Annotated in this window: 8 protein-coding genes; 5 read left to right on the forward strand and 3 right to left on the reverse strand. The window is 69.6% G+C overall.

Annotated features, from left to right (window positions below; all coding sequences use genetic code 11):
• Positions 1–38 precede the first annotated feature (38 nt).
• The 4 genes from AC3EO7_RS20990 to AC3EO7_RS21005 all read left to right on the forward strand — a co-directional run bounded on the left by AC3EO7_RS20990 (position 39) and on the right by AC3EO7_RS21005 (position 7768).
• Positions 39–1964, forward strand: a complete 1926-nt coding sequence (locus tag AC3EO7_RS20990; RefSeq protein WP_435592232.1) for a galactan 5-O-arabinofuranosyltransferase — start codon at positions 39–41, stop codon at positions 1962–1964.
• Between the two features lie 226 nt (positions 1965–2190).
• Positions 2191–4029, forward strand: coding sequence for a glycosyl transferase (locus tag AC3EO7_RS20995; protein ID WP_435592173.1), 1839 nt, complete (start codon positions 2191–2193; stop codon positions 4027–4029).
• Between the two features lie 88 nt (positions 4030–4117).
• Positions 4118–7372: an arabinosyltransferase domain-containing protein gene (locus tag AC3EO7_RS21000; protein WP_435592174.1), complete on the forward strand. Its 3255-nt coding sequence runs from the start codon at positions 4118–4120 to the stop codon at positions 7370–7372.
• A 234-nt stretch (positions 7373–7606) separates the two neighbouring features.
• Positions 7607–7768, forward strand: a complete 162-nt coding sequence (locus AC3EO7_RS21005) for a hypothetical protein (RefSeq protein WP_169810867.1) — start codon at positions 7607–7609, stop codon at positions 7766–7768.
• 172 nt (positions 7769–7940) lie between these two features.
• Here AC3EO7_RS21005 and AC3EO7_RS21010 read toward each other — a convergent pair whose 3' ends face one another.
• Entirely contained in the window at positions 7941–11276 is a 3336-nt protein-coding gene (locus tag AC3EO7_RS21010; protein WP_431966425.1) for an arabinosyltransferase domain-containing protein, read from the reverse strand.
• Positions 11277–11422: 146 nt separating this feature from the next.
• Here AC3EO7_RS21010 and AC3EO7_RS21015 point away from each other — a divergent pair, with 146 nt between their 5' ends.
• On the forward strand, positions 11423–11920 hold the full coding sequence (locus tag AC3EO7_RS21015) for a peptidylprolyl isomerase (RefSeq protein WP_431966423.1): 498 nt from the start codon (positions 11423–11425) through the stop codon (positions 11918–11920).
• A 67-nt stretch (positions 11921–11987) separates the two neighbouring features.
• Here the strand turns inward: AC3EO7_RS21015 and AC3EO7_RS21020 are convergent, their stop codons facing one another.
• Positions 11988–13535, reverse strand: a complete 1548-nt coding sequence (locus AC3EO7_RS21020; RefSeq protein ID WP_431966779.1) for an acyl-CoA carboxylase subunit beta — start codon at positions 13533–13535, stop codon at positions 11988–11990.
• A complete protein-coding gene (gene pks13, locus AC3EO7_RS21025; RefSeq protein ID WP_435592175.1) occupies positions 13532–18820 on the reverse strand; it encodes a polyketide synthase Pks13 in 5289 nt (1762 codons plus the stop codon). Before pks13 ends, AC3EO7_RS21020 begins: the two co-directional genes overlap by 4 nt.
• Between the last annotated feature and the right edge of the window lie 89 nt (positions 18821–18909).

The following is an 18909-nucleotide window of genomic DNA, read 5'->3' on the forward strand; positions in this document are numbered from 1 at the left end:
CTGTCACGGAACAGAGCACCGCGACCCCACCGGGGCGGATGTCGCTGTTCCTGCGGCAGGTGGGAGCCGGACTCGGTGAGGGTCTGCTCGCCGCGCTGGTGGCCGCGGTCGTCGCCGCGGTTGGGCTGGTGGCCTTTTCGCTGGTGTCCTGGCCTGCGTTCAACTCCTCCAATGTGACTCGGGCGTTGACGACGGCGGGGCAGGTCGCGGCGGCCGCGATGCTGATCGCCGCGGTCTGGCTGCTGCGGGCGCACAAGTGGCCTCGGGTGGCGAAAGTGCTGTCCTGGGCCGGGATTTCGGCGTTCGTGACGGTGACGCTCGGGATGCCGCTTGCGGCGACGAAGCTGTACCTGTTCGGCGTGTCGGTCGATCAGGAGTTCCGCACCGAGTACTTGACGCGGCTCACCGACAGCGCGTCGCTGCGCGATATGACGTACATGGATCTGCCGCCGTTCTATCCGGCCGGGTGGTTCTGGGTCGGCGGACGCGTGGCGAATGTGCTGGGGATAGACGGCTGGGAGGCGTTCAAGCCGTACGCGATCGGTTCGCTCGCGGTGGCGGCGGTGCTCGCGCTCGTGCTGTGGACCCAGCTGATCCGGGCCGACTGGGCCGTGGCGGTCACGGCGGCGACGACCGCGGTGGCGCTGACCTACGCCTCGCCCGAGCCGTACAGCTGCGTGATCGTGCTCCTGCTTCCGCCCGCGCTGGTGCTGGCTTGGGGCGCGTTGTATCGACCGCTGGAGGACGGGGCATCGCCCGGCCCGCAGGCGGGAGGGATCAGGACGGCCGGGGGCCGGGGCGCGGTGATCGGCACCGGCCTGTTCCTCGGCATCGCCGCGACCTTCTACACCTTGCACTTCCTCGTCGCCGCCTTCGCGATCGCGCTGATGGGTCTGCTGGCCGCCGGGCTCGAGATCCGGCAGCGGCGGACGTGGCGGGCCGCGGTGCCGCCGCTGGTGCGCCTGCTGGCGATCGCCGCGATCTCCGGGCTGATCGCATTGGTGTGCTGGGGTCCGTACCTGGTGAAGTCGCTCACCACCAAGACACCGGGCTCCGGCACGGCACTGCACTACCTGCCGAAGTCGGGCGCGGAGCTTCCGCTGCCGATGGCCGAGTTCACGCTGCTCGGCGGACTGTGCCTGATCGGAACCGTGTGGCTGGTGGTGCGCGCGGGTTCGTCGCGGCGCGCGCAGGCGCTCGGCATCGGTGTGGTGGCGATCTACCTGTGGACGCTGCTGTCCATGCTGGCGACGGCGGCGGGTACCACCCTGCTGTCGTTCCGGCTGGAGGCGCCGCTGCTCGTGCTGCTCTCCGCCGCGGGCGCGTTCGGTCTCGTCGAGGGCACCCGCGCCGTGTACCAGGCGTTCGGCGAGCCCCCACGATTCCGGCCCGCCGTGGTCGCGATCGCGATCGTCGGCGCACTGGCCTTCGTCCAGGACATCCCGCACGTGCTGACCCCGGAGATCACCACCGCCTACACCGACACCGACGGCGACGGCAACCGCGCCGACAAGCGCCCGGCCTCGGCGGTCTCGTACTACCGCGAGATCGACGCCGCGCTACTCGCCCAGACCGGCCGCCCGCGCGACGAGACGGTCGTCCTCACCGCCGACACCAGCTTCCTCTCCTTCTACCCGTACTGGGGTTTCCAGGCGCTCACCTCGCACTACGCGAACCAGCTCGCCGATTTCCCCGGCCGGGCGGCCACCATCAAGGACTGGAGCGCGCTGGATTCGCCCGCGCAGCTGCTGGACGCGATGGCGCACAGCCCGTGGCGCGCGCCCGACGCCTTCCTGTTCCGCCGCGGCGACGACGCGTACAGCCTGCGCCTGGCCGAGGACGTCTACCCGAACGACCCGAACGTGCGGCGCTATACGGTGAGCTTCCCGAAGCAGCTGTTCGACGACCCCGCCTTCACAAAAACCGACATCGGACCCTTCACCCTCGTCACCGTCCGTCGCTGACACCGGCAAAACCCCAGGTCACCGACCCGGCCGCGAAACAGATGTGTCGGCGGGGCCGTTTCTGGATAACCGACGCACTGGGCGTACCTCCGGCCGCGCGCGCACTGTGGACGGACTCCGTTCGGCAACGCCGTCCGGCGCACAGGCTCGGTGGGCGCCCGCTCTCAGCCGCCATCGCTATATCGTGGGCGGCTGATTTCCGGCAGGGCAGAGGGAGAGTTCGCGCGTGCAGTTGGACAGCGCCGATCGGGAGACGACACAGCGATCGGCGGGAGGTATCACGGCCACCCGGCCGGGACTGCTCCAGCGCCCCGCGATCGCACGGTTGCGCGTCCACCGGGCGGACCTGCTCGTCGGCTGTGCCTACCTGGCGCTGGCCACCGCCGTGCTCTCCAGGCAATGGCGCGACACCGGCAGCGGCTACCTGATCAAGAGTGGTCAGGACCAGACCATGTGGGAGTGGTTCTTCGCGGTGACCGCGCATTCGGTCGCGCACCTGGAGAACCCGCTCGGGACGAACCTGCAGAACTTCCCCGCCGGGGTGAACATGATGGCCAATACGGCCATGTTCGGCGTCGGCGTCCCGTTCACCCCGATCACCCTGCTCTTCGGGCCGACGGTCACCTTCGTGCTCGCTCTCACCCTCGGCCTGGCCGCGACCGCCTACGCCTGGTACCGGCTGTTCGCGCGCGAGCTGGTGACGTCGCGGGCGGCCGCGGCGATCGGCGGACTGTTCTGCGGCTTCGCCCCCGCGATGATCTCGCACGCCAACGCGCACCCGAACTTCGTCGCGCTGGCGCTGCTCCCGATCATCGCCGGACTGCTGATCCGGATGGCGCGCGCGGCCCTCGACGCGCAGGCCGCGCCGCGCAACCGGTTGCGGGACGCGATCGTGCTCGCCGTGCTCGTCGCGTCGCAGATCGCGCTCGGCGAGGAGCCGCTGCTGATCTTCGCGCTCGCCTTCGGGTTGTTCGCGGTGGTCTACCACCTGCACCAGCCGCGGCAGGGCGTGCGTGCGCTGCGCGCGCTGGCCCCCACGATCGCCGCGGCCGCGGGCCTCACGTTGCTGCTCACCGCGGTCCCGCTGTGGTGGCAGTTCTTCGGGCCGCAGAGCTATCACTCCATCGACCACGGTCCGATGGGCAACGACCTGAAGACCCTCGTGCAGTTCCCGTCCGAATCCCTGGGCGGCGCGTGGGCCCCCGGCCAATACGTGGCCATCAACGACACCGAACAGAACGCCTACTTCGGCTGGCCGCTGTTGCTGGTGCTCACCGCCACCGTGGCGCTGCTCTGGCGCGACCGGGTGGTGCGCGCCGCGGCGGCGGTGATCGCGGTGTTCGGCGTGCTCTCGCTCGGTGCGGTGGCCACGGTCGGCAAGCGACCCACCGGCATCGAACTGCCGTGGGCGCTGGCCGAGAAGATTCCCTTGCTGAATTCGGTGCTGGAGACCCGGCTGACGATGGCCGCCGTCCCGGCCATCGCCGCGGTGCTCGCGCTGGCCTCCAATCGCGCCGCGGCCTCGTGGAAGCAGTCGGCGACGGACTGGAAGCCGCTGGCCTGGTTCGCGGCGCTGACCTTCGCGCTGCTGCCGTTGGCGCCGACGGTCCTGCCCGTGACCGAGCGCGCGCCCACGCCGCGATTCTTCGCCGACGGGACGGTGCGAGAGTACGTGCGCGACGGTTCGGTGGTCATGATTCCGCCGCCCCGGCCTCCGGATGCCCGAGCGCTGCGCTGGCAGGCCGACGCGGACTTCTCCTTCCCGCTGGCGGGCGGATATTTCGTCGGGCCGACGGGCGTCGAGAAGAAGGGCAGCTACGGTCCGGAGGCGCGGCAGACCGCGGCGCTGCTGGTGAAGGCGCAGGACACCGGAACGGTGCCGGCGATCGGTGACGAGGAGCGCGCCGCGGCGCTGGCGGATCTGCGGTTCTGGCGGGCGGACGTCCTGGTACTCCCGTTCACGAAGCACTCCGACGTGCTGACCAGCACCGTTACCCAATTGCTCGGCTTCGCCCCGACGCGCGTCGACGACGTGTGGGTCTGGGACGTGCGCGCTGTGCGCTGAACCCGCCGGGCTCCGCCGCCACGGCGCGCGGGCCACCGCACCCTCGGTGCCGAGAGTCACGATCGCGGGGTGGATAGCATGAACGACCGTGCGACCGGACCGATCTTCTCGAGCGTTCACCAGATACCGCCTGATCGCCCTCGTCTCCGGACTTCTCGGATTCGTGCTGGCGCTGCTCACACCGCTGCTGCCGGTGCGGCAGGACCAGGCGACGCTGGACTGGCCCCAGCCGAGCGCCGCCGAGGTCGAGGCGCCGCTGGTGTCGTACGTCCCGCTGCGGCTGGACGCCACGCTGCCGTGCTCGACCCTGCAATCCGGCGCGAGCACGCTGCTGTCCACCATCCCGGTCGCCTCCGGCCAGGCCAGCCCCAAGGGCCTGGTGGTCTCGGTCGCCGGCGGCACGCTCTCGGTGCTGCAACGCGACATTCCGCTGCTGTCCGCGCCGGTGGTCGAGATCGGATCCTGCGGAGGCATCGAGATCTCCTCGACCGCGGCCGCGACCACCGTCGAATTCACCGGAGTCCGACGCGAAGACGGCACCGCCTTCCGCAACACGATCGACCGCGACATCCGCCCGCAGTTGGTCGGCGTGTTCACCGACCTGTCCGCCGAGCAGCTGGGCGGCGCCCGGCTGCGCGCCGACATCGACTCGCGGTTCTCCTCCACGCCGAGCGCGCTGAAGCTGGCCGCGATGATCGCGGCCGCGGTCTGCACGATCATCGCGCTCGTCGCACTGCACCTGCTCGACACCGGTGACGGCAGGCGGGCCCGCCGCTTCCTGCCCGCGCACTGGTGGCGGTTCACCCCCGCCGACGGCGTCGTCCTCGGCACCCTGGTGGTCTGGCACGTCATCGGCGCGAACACCTCCGACGACGGATACATCCTCAATATGGCCAGGGCCTCGGAGCATTCGGGCTACATGGCCAACTACTACCGCTGGTTCGCGGTGCCGGAGGCGCCGTTCGGCTGGTCCTACGAGGTGCTGGCCTGGATGACCAAGATCTCCGACGCCAGCCCGTGGATGCGCCTGCCCACGCTGCTCGCCGGAATCGTCTGCTGGCTGGTGATCAGCCGAGAGGTGCTGCCGCGCCTCGGCGCTCGGGTACGCCGCGACCAGGTCGCGCTGTGGACCGCGGGACTGGTCTTCCTCGCCTTCTGGCTCCCCTACGACAACGGACTGCGCCCGGAACCGCTGATCGCCGCGGGCGCGCTGCTCACCTGGTGCTCCATCGAGCGCGCGATCGCCACCGGCAGGCTGCTGCCCGCCGCCGTCGCGGTGCTCATCGCGGCCTTCTCGCTGGCCGCCGGTCCGACCGGCCTGATCTGCGTCGCCGCGCTGATCGCCGGATCGCGGCCGGTGCTGGAGATCATCGTCAAGCGGGCGCGCGGCACGGACACGGACACCGTGCGCGCCAAGGTGTTCCGCTGGTCGGCGTTGCTGTTTCCCGGTCTCGCGGCCGGAACCCTGGTGCTGATCGCGGTTTTCGCCGATCAGACCCTGGCGACCGTGATGGAAGCGACCCGGGTGCGCACCATCGTCGGCCCGAACGTGGCCTGGTTCGACGAGCGCACCCGCTGGGATTCGCTGCTGATGCTCGCGCCGGACGGTTCGCTGTCCCGGCGCTTCGGCGTGCTGATCATGCTGTTGTGCCTGCTGGTCTGTGTGCTCCAAGTGCTGCGCAAGGGCCGCATCCCCGGCACCTCGCGCGGTCCTTCGGTGCGCATCCTCGGCATCGTGTTCGCGTCGCTGTTCCTGATGATGTTCACGCCGACCAAGTGGACCCACCACTTCGGCGTGTACGCGGGTCTGGCCGGATCGCTGGCGGCGCTGGCCGCTGTCGCGGTGGGCACCGCGGCGATTCGCTCCGCGCGCAACCGCGCGCTGTTCGCCGCCGCCGTGCTGTTCCTGCTCGCGATCACCTTCACCGGCTCCAACGGGTGGTGGTACGTGTCCAGCTACGGCGTGCCGTGGTGGGACAAGGCGCCGCTGGTGGCGGGCAAGGGCATCTCGACGCTGTTCCTCGGCCTGACCGGCGTCGCGCTGCTGCTCGCGCTCTGGTTCCACTACCGCGAGCCCTATCGGCGCGAAAGGACGACGCCCGTCAATGGTTTCGACCGGCTGGCCTCCGCGCCGCTGACCGTCGCCGCCGCGCTGCTCGTGCTGTTCGAGTTCGCCTCGCTCGGCAAGGCCGCGGCCACCCAGTACCCGGCGTACTCGATCGCCAAGTCGAATGTCGAGTCGCTGCGCGGCAATCCGTGCGCGCTGGCCGACGAGGTGCTCGTCGAGACCGACACCGCCGATTCGCTGCTGCTGCCCTACGAGGGCGCGCCCGCCGACGGCTTGAACGCCGAGTCGAAGGGCTTCTCCCCCAACGGCGTCGCGAGCGATCTCACCGCCGACGCGGAGGAGACCACGACGGGCGGCGCGAACACGGTGGACAAGGACTCGAAGAACAAGACGACCAACACCACCGGCGCGGGCACCGGCGGCGGCTCCACACAGCAGGCGGGCATCAACGGCAGCTCCGTGGCGCTGCCGTTCGGGCTCGACCCCGCGCGCACCCCCGTCATGGGCTCCTACCGGGAGGGCGAGCAGCAGCAGTCCTCGCTGACCTCGCAGTGGTACCGCCTCGACCTCACCGACAGCATGCGAAACGACCCCGCCTACCGGGTGCTGGCCATCACCGCGGCGGGCCGGATCAGGACGGTGGACGCCGACGGCGTGGTGACCTACGGCCAGGACCTGAAGCTGGAGTACGGCACCCGCGGCCCCGAGGGGGCGGTGACCACGCTCGGCTCGGTGCAACCGCTCGACATCGGCCCGGCCCCCTCCTGGCGCAACCTCCGTGTGCCGCTGGATCAGCTGCCCGTCGAAGCGAACGCGGTGCGCTTGGTCGCCGTCGACAACGACATCACCTCGAAGCAGTGGCTCGCTGTCACCCCGCCCCGCCTGCCCCGGTTGTCGACCCTCAACTCGGTTGTCGGACAGACAGATCCGGTACTGCTGGACTGGCACGTCGGGCTGGCGTTCCCGTGCCAGCGGCCGTTCGACCACCACGACGGCGTCGCCGAGACGCCCAAGTGGCGCATCCTGCCCGACCGGGTCGGCTCCGACGCCTCCAACGCCTGGCAGGACGACATCGGCGGCGGCCCACTCGGCTGGACCGGACTGCTGACGAAGGCCGAGACAGTGCCCAGCTATCTGGACCACGACTGGGCCCGTGATTGGGGTTCGCTGGAACAGTTCACGCCCTACGCCCCGGACGCCGTGCCCGCCCAGATCGGCGTCACCGAGGTGACGCGCGGCGGGCTCGCGCAGGACGACCCGATCCGGGTGCGCTGAACCCGGCCGGGAATCCGCCGCGATAACGGCGAGCCGGACGCCGAACGGGTCGCGGGTCGCCTACCGAAGGGGGAGGCTGGACGGTCGGTTTCGAACCGCCGTCCTGCCGCGACCCCTCGTCTCGGGGCGCCCGCGAAACCCGCTGACGCACTGCCGGTTTCGGCGAGGTGACACCTCCGTAACCGATGATTCGAATACGAGACGCGGGCGCGTTCGGACCGTAATCTTGTGAGCATGACAGCAGCCTTCGATGACATGGATCTGCGCGATCTCGTCGATCTGCTCACCGACGAGGAAAAGCGCGAAATACGCCCTGCGGTGCAGCGGGTGCTCGGCCGCCTCCCTTCCCAGGAGGTCCTGCGCCGCGAACTCGGGCGCCGCATGCTCGAGGTCTGAGCCGAACCCACCTACCCCCACGGCAACGCGGCTGACGCCGAAAAGCCGTGTTCAGCAGACTGCCCGGAAAACCTTCGCTACCGAGACTCCTGGAACACTCCCCCCATACATCACAGGGCCGTGATGTCGGTTGTTCACCGACGCCACGGCCCTGCTTACTGTTCGGGTCCGGTCAGAACACTCGCATGTCTCCCGGCGACCACATGCCGGAACGGTTCGCGGTGCCCGTCTCGAGGCGGGCGGGCTTCGCGTTCGGGTCGTACTGGTCGTAGCGCTCCAGCGAACCCCAGTCGCGCGCCCAGTCGTCCTTCATGTAGGTCGGCATGGTGGTCGACTTGGCCAGCATTTGCGCGAAGCCGAGCGGACCGCCGAATTCCTCGGCCTGCCAGGTGTTGGTGGAGCTGATGGCCAGCGGACGGTCCGGCAGGATGCGGAACTTCGGCACCTCGGCCACGCCGTTCTCGTGGTAGAACGGCCGCTGGCACGGGAACTGCAGGCCGACGGCCCAGTCCAGCAGGATCGGCTGCTGCGAACCGAGGAAGTCGTTGAGCGACTTCAGCTTCGGCATCCGCGGCGGGGTGAACGCCAGCCACTGGTCACCGATCAGAATCCGGTCCTCGGCGACGATGCGCACGGTATCGGCCTCCGGCGCGATCTCGTCCAGCGGCACCCGCAGGTTGCGCCAGGACGGGAACGGGCCGATATCGCGCGGCAGGTACGTGCCGAGCTTCTCCACCGAGCCGTCGGGCAGGCGGCGACCGTAGTCCACGGTCAGCGACTGGCCGTACTTCATCGCGCCGGTGTCGTCGAAGGACATGATGCGTCCGGCGGCCGAGATCACCACCAGCGGGCGGTCGGCCGATCGCGCGGGCAGTTCGTACCAGCTCGAGGTCAGTGCGGCCGGTTGCTGCATGCCTTCCTGGTAGCTGCCCATGATCGGGGTCGTCGAGGGGTCGAGGCCGAACGGCAGCGCGACGGTGCTGCCGTTCACGCCACGCACACCCTGGCCGCCGCCGGTGCCCGCGCTCTCGCCCTCGGCGAAGGCCGCGCCGACCGACTGGGTGGAGGTGTTGCCGGTGCCCGGCTTCACCTCGACGCTGTCGGCGGACAGGTCGTCCGGCACGCCGTTGGGATCGAAGCCCACCGGCTTGCCGCCGCCAAGCGCGTCGTCGTTGGCGGGCGGGTTGGCCGGATCGATGATCGGCGTCAGCCTGCCCCCGTTCGGGTCGGTCTCCACCAGCACGTCGTTGGCCAGGCCGCACATATTGCCGCCCAGGGCGTCGAAGTTGGAGCGGGCCAGCGAGTACGCCGGGTACTGCGAGTAGGCGCCCTTGGCCAGCGACGCCACCTCCAGCAACACCATCAGCGCGGCGACGACGGTCAGCGGGACCGCGGCGAACTTGCGGATTCGCCTGCCGCGCACGGTTCTCGCCGACGGCTGCGGCTTGGTGTAGTCCTCACGCAGCGCGAACCAGGCGACCAGTGCGAGCGCGAGACCGAAAAGAACAAGCATCAGCGTGTTCGACGAGTAGCCGCTCAGCGAGATCTGCTTGTCGAACCACGGCACGCCGAAGCTGGAGACGTACCAGTAGCCGTTGATGCCGGAGAACGCGATCGCCAGCACGAACAGCAGACCCGCGAGGAAGATGGCCCGGTTCTTACGGGCCCGCAACGCGCTGGCCGAGACCGCGACCGCGGTGACCGCGGCCAGCGAACCGGCGATGCCCGCGTACGCGCCGAAGTGGTGGGTCCACTTCGTCGGGTTGAACATCATGAAGAAGATCGTGCCGAGGACGATGCCCATCAGCCGCCACGTCGGGCCGCTCGCGATGCCGGGCACCCGCCTGCGCCGCAGCAGTACCAGCATGGTGGTGAACAGGCACAGCAGCATGACGAGGAAGGCGAAGCGGCGGGAGAGCGAGCCGTCCACCGTCTCCACGAACAGGTAGTAGTAGCGCAGGTAGTCCTCGTACCAGGCCAGGTTCGGGCCGGTGGCCTGACGCACCCGGTTCGCTTCCTGGATGCCCGCGAAGGTCTGATCGCTGTAGACCGCCGTCAACACCAGCAGGCCCGCCGCCGCGATCGGCGCGAGCAACGGCAGCGCGCCGTGTTCGCGGTGACGGCGCACCACGACCCGCACCAGCGGCCGGATACCGGCGAGCAGCGCGGCGATACACATCAGACCGGTCGGCGCCGCCGCCAGCGTGAAGGCGGCGATCAGCACCGCCGCCGCGGCGGGCAGCAGGCGGCTGGTCGCGATGGCGCGCTCGATCGAAACCCAGGTCAGCAGGGCGCCGAGCGCGACGATCGGCTCCGAGCGCAAGCCGTTGTCGAACGGCAGCCAGAAGGCGAGGAACACCAGGCCGCCGGTCCACAGCGCCACCTTGTTGGTGCGCACGCCGCGCCCGAGGCGGGGCACCACCTCGCGGCTGATCACCATCCAGCAGAGGATGGCGCAGCACAGCGCGGGCAGGCGCACCCACGGGCTGGCCGTGGAGATCTCCGCGAACACCTGGATCACGTAGTAGTACCAGCCGAACGGCGCCTCGGGGACGCCATACCAGCGGAAGTAGTTGGCCATGTAGCCCGCGTCCGGGGCCACCCGCACCATGCTCAGGATGTAGCCGTCGTCGGAGGTGTTGGCCCCGACGAAGTGCCACAGCAGCAGGGTGCCGATCACGGCGCCGTCGGCCCAGGTCGGCTTCAGCCAGTGCGCGGGCAGGAAACGGCGGTGGCCGCGGCCATCGCTGCCGTCGAGGCGGGCCAGCGCGGCGAGGGCGACGAGCGTACAGAGCACCGCGGCGATCATCGCGATCAGCTTGACGAGCGTCGGGCTGGTGCTGAACCGGGTGTCGACGGTCATGTCGAAGGACAGACCGGCGGGCACCGCGCCCTTCAGATCCGAGAAGACGCCGACCACCTGCGGCCGGAAATCACCGGGCATCTGGCCCTCTGCGGGCACCTGCACCGTCTCGGTCTGCCCGGGCGCGCCGCCCTCGACGGGACGGTCGACCTTCAGCATCATGCCCTGGAACGCGGCGAAGGTGCGGTGGTGATCCGACGTGATGACGATCGAGGAGCACTCGCCCATCCGTGCCCGCTCGGCCGAGGCCACCACCGCGTTGCGGTTCACCACGTCGACGGACGTATCGGAGACCCGGACGAAGATCGCCTCCAGCGCCGCGCGGTCGCCCTGCGGCGGCGCGGTCGCCAGCAGCATGCCGCCCTGCTCGGGCAGTGCCGCCACCGACGAACACGGGATGCTCGCCCGCAGGTCGGTCGGCACCTGCGACATCAGCGGCGCCTGCACGTTGCCGAGCGTGCCGCCCTGCGGCCATTTCAGCACCGCCGTGGTCTGCTCGACGGGCAGGAACGGCGTGGCCAGCGCCAGCAGCGCCCCGAGCACACCGGCCACCAGCGCGACTATTCGCGCCGCCCGAAAATCCTTCGGTCGGACTTCGGGTGCGGCGGGAGGCTTCGTCAAGACAGCAGTAGCGACGTCGGGCACGGTTCGCAATGCTAGCGGGTAACGGGACGACGACGGGTCCCGGAAGCGCGCGACGAGTTCATCGAATTTCGGGCCGAGGGTACTTTTCGCCCCGAAAGTGGACCCGACTTGGTGACCCAATACCCGGTGAATGGAAAGGTGTGGGTATGACCAAGGTGAATCTCGAGACGAATTTCGGAGCGATCGTCCTGGAGTTGGACGCGGAGAAGGCGCCCAAGACGGTGCAGAACTTCGTGGACTACGTGAACGCCGGCCACTACGACGGCACGATTTTCCACCGCGTGATCCCGAACTTCATGATCCAGGGCGGCGGTTTCCAGCCCGACATGCGCCAGAAGGGCACCAACGCCCCCATCCAGAACGAGGCGAACAACGGCCTCAAGAACAACAAGTACACGGTCGCGATGGCCCGCACCAACGACCCGCACTCGGCCACCGCTCAGTTCTTCATCAACGTCGCGAACAACGACTTCCTGAACCACTCGGCCCCCACCCCGTCCGGCTGGGGCTACACGGTGTTCGGCTCCGTCGTCGAGGGCACCGAGGTGGTCGACAAGATCGCCGGCGTGGCCACCGGCTCGGCGGGTATGCACCAGGACGTGCCGCTCGACTCGGTTGTCATCACGTCCGCGAAGATCGGCTGACGACCGTAGGAAACGCGAATCGGGCCGTCTCCCCAGGGAGTACGGCCCGATTCCAGTTCACCACGAATTACAGCGGCAGCAGATGGTGCTTGCGCGGGTTGCGCGCGAGCTGCTTGTCCCGCAGCAGATGCAACGCCCTGCGTAGCTCCAGCCGGGTGCTGGACGGCTCGATGACGGCATCGATGTATCCGCGCTCGGCGGCCACCCACGGCGTCGCCACGGTCGCGTTGTAGAAGTCGATCATCTGCTTGCGCACCGCGGCGCGCTGCGCCTCCGGCGCGGCCTCGATCTGTTTCGCCCCGATCAGGCTCACGGCGCTCTCCGCGCCCATCACCGCGATGCGGGCCGTCGGCCAGGCCAGGTTCACGTCGGCGCCGAGCTGCTTGGAGCCCATCACCGCGTAGCCGCCGCCGTAGGACTTGCGGATCACCACCGTGACCTTGGGCACGGTCGCCTCCACGAAGGAGAACAGGAAGCGTCCGCCGCGCTTGATGACGCCGATCTTCTCCTGCTCCACGCCGGGCAGGAACCCGGGCGTGTCGACCACGAAGACGAGCGGGAGCTCGAAGGCGTCGCAGAGCCGGACGAAGTGCGCCGCCTTGTCCGAGGCGCGGGCGTCGAGCGCACCGGCGTACACCATCGGCTGATTGGCGACGACGCCGACGCTGCGGCCGTCCACCCGGGCGAAGCCGGTGATGATATTGCGCCCCGCGCTCGCGCCGACCTCGTGAAAATCGCCGTCGTCGAAGATGCGCAGCAGGATCTCGTGCATGTCGTAGCCCGCGTTGTCGGAGTCCGGCACGAGCGAGTCCAGCTCGCGATCGGTGTCGGTGGGCTCCGGCTCCAGGCCGGGATTCACGATCGGGGCCAGCTCCTGGCAGCTCGTCGGCAGGAAGCCGAGATACTCGCGCACCCACTGGAACGCGGCTGTCTCGTCCTTGGCGACGTGATGGATGTTGCCGTACTCGGCCTGGCTCTGCGCGCCGCCCAGCTCCTCGAGGCTCACGTCCTCGCCGGTGACCTCGCGGATCACCTTCGGTCCGGTGACGAACATGTACGCCTCTTCGGTCGCCACCACCACATCGGTGTTGATCGGGGCGTACACCGCGCCGCCCGCGCACTTGCCGAGGATCATCGAGATCTGCGGCACCAGGCCGGACAGCGGCTCCTGGCGCCGACCGAGTTCCGCGTACCAGGCCAGCGAGGTGACGGCCTCCTGGACGCGCGCGCCGCCGGAGTCGTTGATGCCGACGACCGGGCAGCCGACCTTGGCGGCGTACTCCAGGATGTAGGCGACCTTGCGGCCGAACATCTCGCCGACCGACCCGCCGTACACGGTCTGGTCGTGGGAGAACACCGCCACCGGTCTACCGTCCACCAGGCCGTGTCCGGTGACGACGCCGTCGCCGTACAGCGCGGCGGGATCACCCGGCTTGCGCACCAGCGCGCCGAGTTCCACGAAGGTTCCCGGATCGATCAGCATGTTGATCCGGTCGCGGGCGCTGGGAATACCTTTCTTGGCCCGCTTCGCGACTCCCGCTTCCCCCGCCGGTTCCTGCGCCAGTTCGAGACGTTTACGCAGGTCGGCGAGTTTTTCGGCAGTAGTGCTCACTATGCGCCTTTCGCCTCGATTTCCCCGAGCTTCGCGGTCAGGTCGGTACCGATCCTGCCGATCCGCGGCTCGTCGACGATCTGCAAATGATCACCGGGAATGTGCACGATCTCGAGGCTCTCGATGTACTCGTCCCAGCCGCCGTTCGGGCGCCGGTCCGCGTAGCGGGGCTCCAGCTCGATGGCGCCGTCGTGGTAGCGATCGGCGAGGTAGAGCACGACGTCGCCGTCGTAGCGACTCGGCTGGATCTGTTGCAGCGCCCGCTGTTCGATCCAGGAGGTGCGCTGGTGTTCGAGTACGCCGCCCGGAATCTTCGCACCGCTCATCTTGATGAGGTCGGTGATCATCTTGTACTGCTCTTCGTCACTGGCGGCGGCCAGTTCTTCGATCTGCCCGCGATCCAGCTCGCCGGGGACGTTGTAGGTCTTCCTGGCGAAGACCTGGAAACGCTCGATCCGGCGCACCCGCTCGGCGGGGCTGTTGTCCTCGTTCTGGACCGGGATCGCCAGGTCGATCAGGCCGACCAGCCGCACGTCCGCGCCCTCGGCCCGCAGCAGCTGCGCGACCTGCAGCGCCAGGACCGCGCCAAGCGACCAGCCGTACAGCACGTACGGTCCGTTGCCCTGCAACTTGCGCAGCTCGGGCAGGTACTGGCGGGCCCGCTCCTCGATGGAGCCGTCGACTCGCTCGAAGCCGTACATCGGCGTGTCGGCGGGCAGCCGCTTGAGCAGCGGCTCGTACACCAGGGTGTTGCCACCGGCGGGGTGGAACACGAAGACCGGCACCGCGTTCGACCCCTCGGCGCGCGCACGCAGCGGCCGGACGAAACCGTCCACGTCGGCGCCGCTGTCCTGGAGCTGGCGCACCACGTCGGCCAGCTGTTCGATCGTCTCGCAGTCGAGCACGTCGTCGAGGGTGACCTCGGCACCGACCCGCTCGGTGAGGCGAGCCGCCAGCTTCTCGGCGACCTCTTCCTCCAGGATCGGCAGGGTGTTGAAGATGCCGCCCGCCGACTTGCCGGTGACGACCGCCCAGCTGGCGAAGGTCAACCGCTCGGCGGCGTCGCGCGGCGGCACATCGTCGTCGGCGGCGGAGCTCTCCGTCTGGCCGCCGAACACCGCGGCCGCCTCGGCAGGAGCGACGGCCGGGGTCGCCTGCTGCGCCGCGGCGGCAGGAGCGGCCTGCGGCGTCGCGGCGGCCGATTCGGCTTCGGCGACGATCTTCTCCGCCTCGGCCTGGACCGTGGTGTTCTCGGCGTCCAGCCCGGGCACCGGCGCGCCCGCGGCCTTCACCGCCGCGGCCGGGTCAACGCCCGACTCCAGCGCCGAACGCGCCGCCGCGAGAACATTGCCGTCGACGGCGATCTCCTCACCCGCGGCCTGCTTGTCGGCGATGGCCTGCACCTCGTCGCGGTGCTCGATGGCGTAGCGCAGCACCTTGCCGACCTCGTTGAGGTTGGCGTCGCGCACGGCCTGGATCTGCAACTGCGGGATGTCGAATTCGTACTCGACGCGGTTCTTGATGCGCATGGCCATCAGCGAGTCCAGACCCAGCTCCATGAGCGGGATCTCCATCGGCAGGTCCTCGACGGCGTAGCCCATGGACTCGGCGACGATGATCGCCAGCCGATCCTCGATGGTCTGGCTGCCGTGGGGATCCCAGCGGTCGCCGAAGGTCTCCACGACCTCGGTCTCCGCCACGGTCGCCACAGCGGTCTCGGTGACCGGTTGCGCCACAGCGGTTTCCGGCAGCGCGGCGCCGGAGGTGACAACGGCCTCGAACAGCAGGCGGAAGGCGTTGCCCTCCTTGGCGTGTACCTGCGCCGACGCGCCGCCGAGGTGCGGGGTCAGCGTGGTGGTCAGCGTTCCGGCGGCGGGCAGCGCGGCGTGGGTGATCGAAGCACCCACCGCGACATCGCTGAGCACCTGCGCCGCGGCGGAATTCACCAGCGCGGCCAGATCGGTGACGACGCCCGCCTGCACCTCCCAGACGTGGCGGCCGTCCGGCAGCGCGACGTGCGCACCGGGAACCCTGGTGTTGCCGCTGCCGCTGGACATCCGGCTCTGCGGCCAGAACTCCTTGCGCACGAACACCGTTCGCGGCACATCGGCGTACTCGCCCGCGGGCAGCAGCGAGGACAGGTCGACGGCGTGGCCGTGCACGTAGAGCTGGGCCAGCGCGGAGATCACGCCCGCAGGCTCGTCTTCCTTGCGCTTGAGCGTCGGGATGAGCTGCGCGTCGTGCAGCCCGGCCGCGAAGGTGGTGCCGAGAACCTGCATCAGCGCAACGGAATTGGGCGCGAGCTCCAGGAACGTGGTGTGCCCGGAGTCCACCGCGAGCTTCACCGCGTTGGTGAAGTACACGCTGTGGCGCATGTTCTTGACCCAGTAGTCCTCGTCGTGGATCGGGTCGTGGCCGGGACGGTAGAACTGCTCCTTGTTCACCGTCGAGTACAGGCCCGCCTTCATGCGGGTCGGCTCGATGCCCGCCAGTTCCGCGGCCAGCTCGCCGAGCAGCGGATCCATCTGCGAGGTGTGGCCCGCGCCGCGGGTCTGGAGCACGCGGGCGAACTTGCCCGCCTCCTCGACCTTGGCGACGATCGCCTGCACCTGGTCGGTCGGGCCGCCGATCACCGTGTTGGTCGGCGCGGCGTACACCGCGACCTCCACGTCCGGGTACTCCGGCAGCATGGCCTCGATGTCCGCGGCGCTCAGTTCGACGAGCGCCATGTTGCGCACGTCGGCGTCGGTGATCATCGCCTCGCCCTCGCCCATCAGGCGCGAACGGGCGCAGATCACCCGCACCGCGTCCTCGAGCGCGAGGCCGCCCGCGATGTACGCGCCCGCGACCTCACCCATCGAGTGGCCGACGACGGCGGTGGGCTCGGCGCCGTGCGCGCGCAGCAGCGCGGCGAGACCGATCTGGATGGTGAAGATGCCGACCTGCGAGGTGCCGACGTTGTAGTCCTGGGCGTCGTCCAGGATCAGCTCGCGCACCGAGTAACCGGCCTCGTCCTGCACCAGCTCGTCGACCTCGTCGACGGTGGCGCGGAAGATCGCGTTCTCCAGGTAGAGCTGCTTGCCCATCTTGCGGTGCTGCGCGCCGAAACCGGCGAGCACCCAGACCGGGCCCTGCGCGGCGGGAGCGTCGGCGGTGAACACGCCGGTACCCGGCTTGCCCGCGGCGATGGCGCGCAGACCGGCGATCGCCTCCTCGTGCGTCTTGGCGAGCACGACGCCGCGCGAACGCCAGTGGCTGCGCTTGGCCAGCGAACGGGCCACGTCGGCGAGCGGGACGTCGCGACCCGCGCCGGACTCCAGCCAGTCGGCCAGCACGGCGGCGGCGCGCTTGCGCCGGGAGGGCAGGTAGCCGGACACCGCGAGGATCACCGGCAGCGGCTCTTCGCGGTCCGTCGACCACTCGGCGGGCGCCTCCGCGGCTTCCGCCTCAGCGGCCTCCGCCTCGACAGCTTCCGCCCCGGCCTCGGCGACGATCTCGGTGGCCTCCGCGACCACGTCGGTGGTCTCGTCATCAAGGTTCTGCTCAGCAGACACCTCGACAGGCGCGCCCTCAGCGGGCGCGGCAGCGGACGCATACTCCTGAAGCACGACGTGCGCGTTGGTGCCGCCGAAGCCGAAGCCGGAGATGCCGACGGTGGCGACGCCGCTGTAGCGCGGGAACTCGGTCGGCGCGTCGACGACCTTCAGCCGCGCCTGCTCGAACGGGATGAACGGGCTCGGGCCCGCGTAGTTGATGTTCGGCGGAATCACGTTGTGCTGGAACGCCATGATCACCTTGGCCAGGCTGGCCGCGCCCGCGCCGGATTCCAGGTGGCCGAAGTTGGTCTTGGCCGAGCCGAGCAGCGCGGGCTTATCGGCGTCGCGACCGCGACCGACCACCCGGCCGAGCGCGTCGGCCTCGATCGGGTCGCCGATCGGGGTGCCGGTGCCGTGCGCCTCGATGTAGTCGACAGTGGAGGGCTTGATGCCCGCGTCGCGATAGGCCGCACGCAGCACATCCGCCTGCGCGTCCGGGTTGGGTGCCAGCAGACCGTTGGAACGGCCGTCGTTGTTGACCGCGGAGCCCTTGATGACCGCGAGAATCCGGTCGCCGTCCCGCTCCGCGTCGGTCAGTCGCTTCAGCACGACCAGGCCGCCGCCCTCGGAGCGGACCATACCGTCGGCGTCGGAGGAGAAGGCCTTGATGTGGCCGTCCTTCGCGACGCCGCCGCCCATGTCGAAACCGAGTGTGGCCATCGGCGTCAGGATCATGTTGATGCCGCCCGCCAGCGCCAGATCGGATTCGCCGTCGCGCAGCGCACGCACCGCCTGGTGCACGGCGACGATCGTCGACGAGCAGGCCGTATCGACGGAGACCGACGGACCGCGGAAGTCGAAGAAGTAGGACACCCGGTTGGGGATGATGCTGGAGACGCTGCCCATGATGGCGTAACCCTGGGCCGTCGCGGGCAAGTTGGGGTCGCGCTCACCGCTGAGGCCGAGCGCCGCGATCAACTGGAAGTCGTTGGCGGACGAACCGATGAAGACGCCCACCGACTCACCGCGCAGCTCGCTCGCCGGAATCCTGGCGTGCTCGAGCGCCTCCCAGGTCAGCTCCATCATGAGTCGCTGCTGCGGATCGACGCGCTCGACTTCGATCGGCGACATCGCGAAGAACTCGGCATCGAAGCCCTTGACGACCTCTTGGTCCAGGTAGCCGCCGAGCGTATTGCCCTCGGCGACAGCCTTGGCGACTTCGGGCTCGCTCAGGAACTCCGACCACCGGCCTTCGGGCACTTCCCGGATGCCATCGCCCTGGTTGATCAGGAACTCCCAGGTCGACTCCGGGGTGTCGCCAGCGCCGGGCAGCCGGGTGGACAGGCCGACGATCGCGATGTCGTGTGCGTCGCCGGGGGTGTAACCGCCGGTGTAGAAAGCGTCGTCGACCGACTCCTCGGGCGCCTCGGGTTCACCGTGCACGATGACCTCGGCCAACGATGCGATGGTCGGGTGCTTGTAGACGACGGTCGCGTTCAGCACCACACCGGTGAGTTCCTCGATGTCGCCGCCGAGGGCGAGGGCGTCGCGCGAGGCGAGCCCGAATTCCTCCATCGGCCGATCCACCGTGATCTGCTCGATCGGCTGGCCGGTCGCGTCGGCGACCCAGCGGCGCAACCACTCTCGCAGTTCGTTCACCGACATGTCGGCGGTGGCGGGCGCGGCCGTGCCTTCCGGGGCGGCGGACGCGGTTTCGGTCGTCTGGGTGGGCGTGCCCTCGTTGTCAGCCATCAATTCCTCAAGCTACCTGTCTGCGTACCGGGCGCGCCGTGGATTGACGCTCGGCGTGGATGAGATCCGCGCCGAGCGTCGATGATCGG

Source organism: Nocardia sp. bgisy118 (assembly GCF_057708605.1).

Coding starts and splice junctions, on each gene's coding strand:
- AC3EO7_RS21015 (WP_431966423.1), top strand. CDS start 11,423: ATGACCAAGGTGAATCTCGAGACGAATTTCGGAGCGATCGTCCTGGAG.
- AC3EO7_RS21005 (WP_169810867.1), top strand. CDS start 7,607: ATGACAGCAGCCTTCGATGACATGGATCTGCGCGATCTCGTCGATCTG.
- pks13 (WP_435592175.1), bottom strand. CDS start 18,820: ATGGCTGACAACGAGGGCACGCCCACCCAGACGACCGAAACCGCGTCC.
- AC3EO7_RS20990 (WP_435592232.1), top strand. CDS start 39: ATGTCGCTGTTCCTGCGGCAGGTGGGAGCCGGACTCGGTGAGGGTCTG.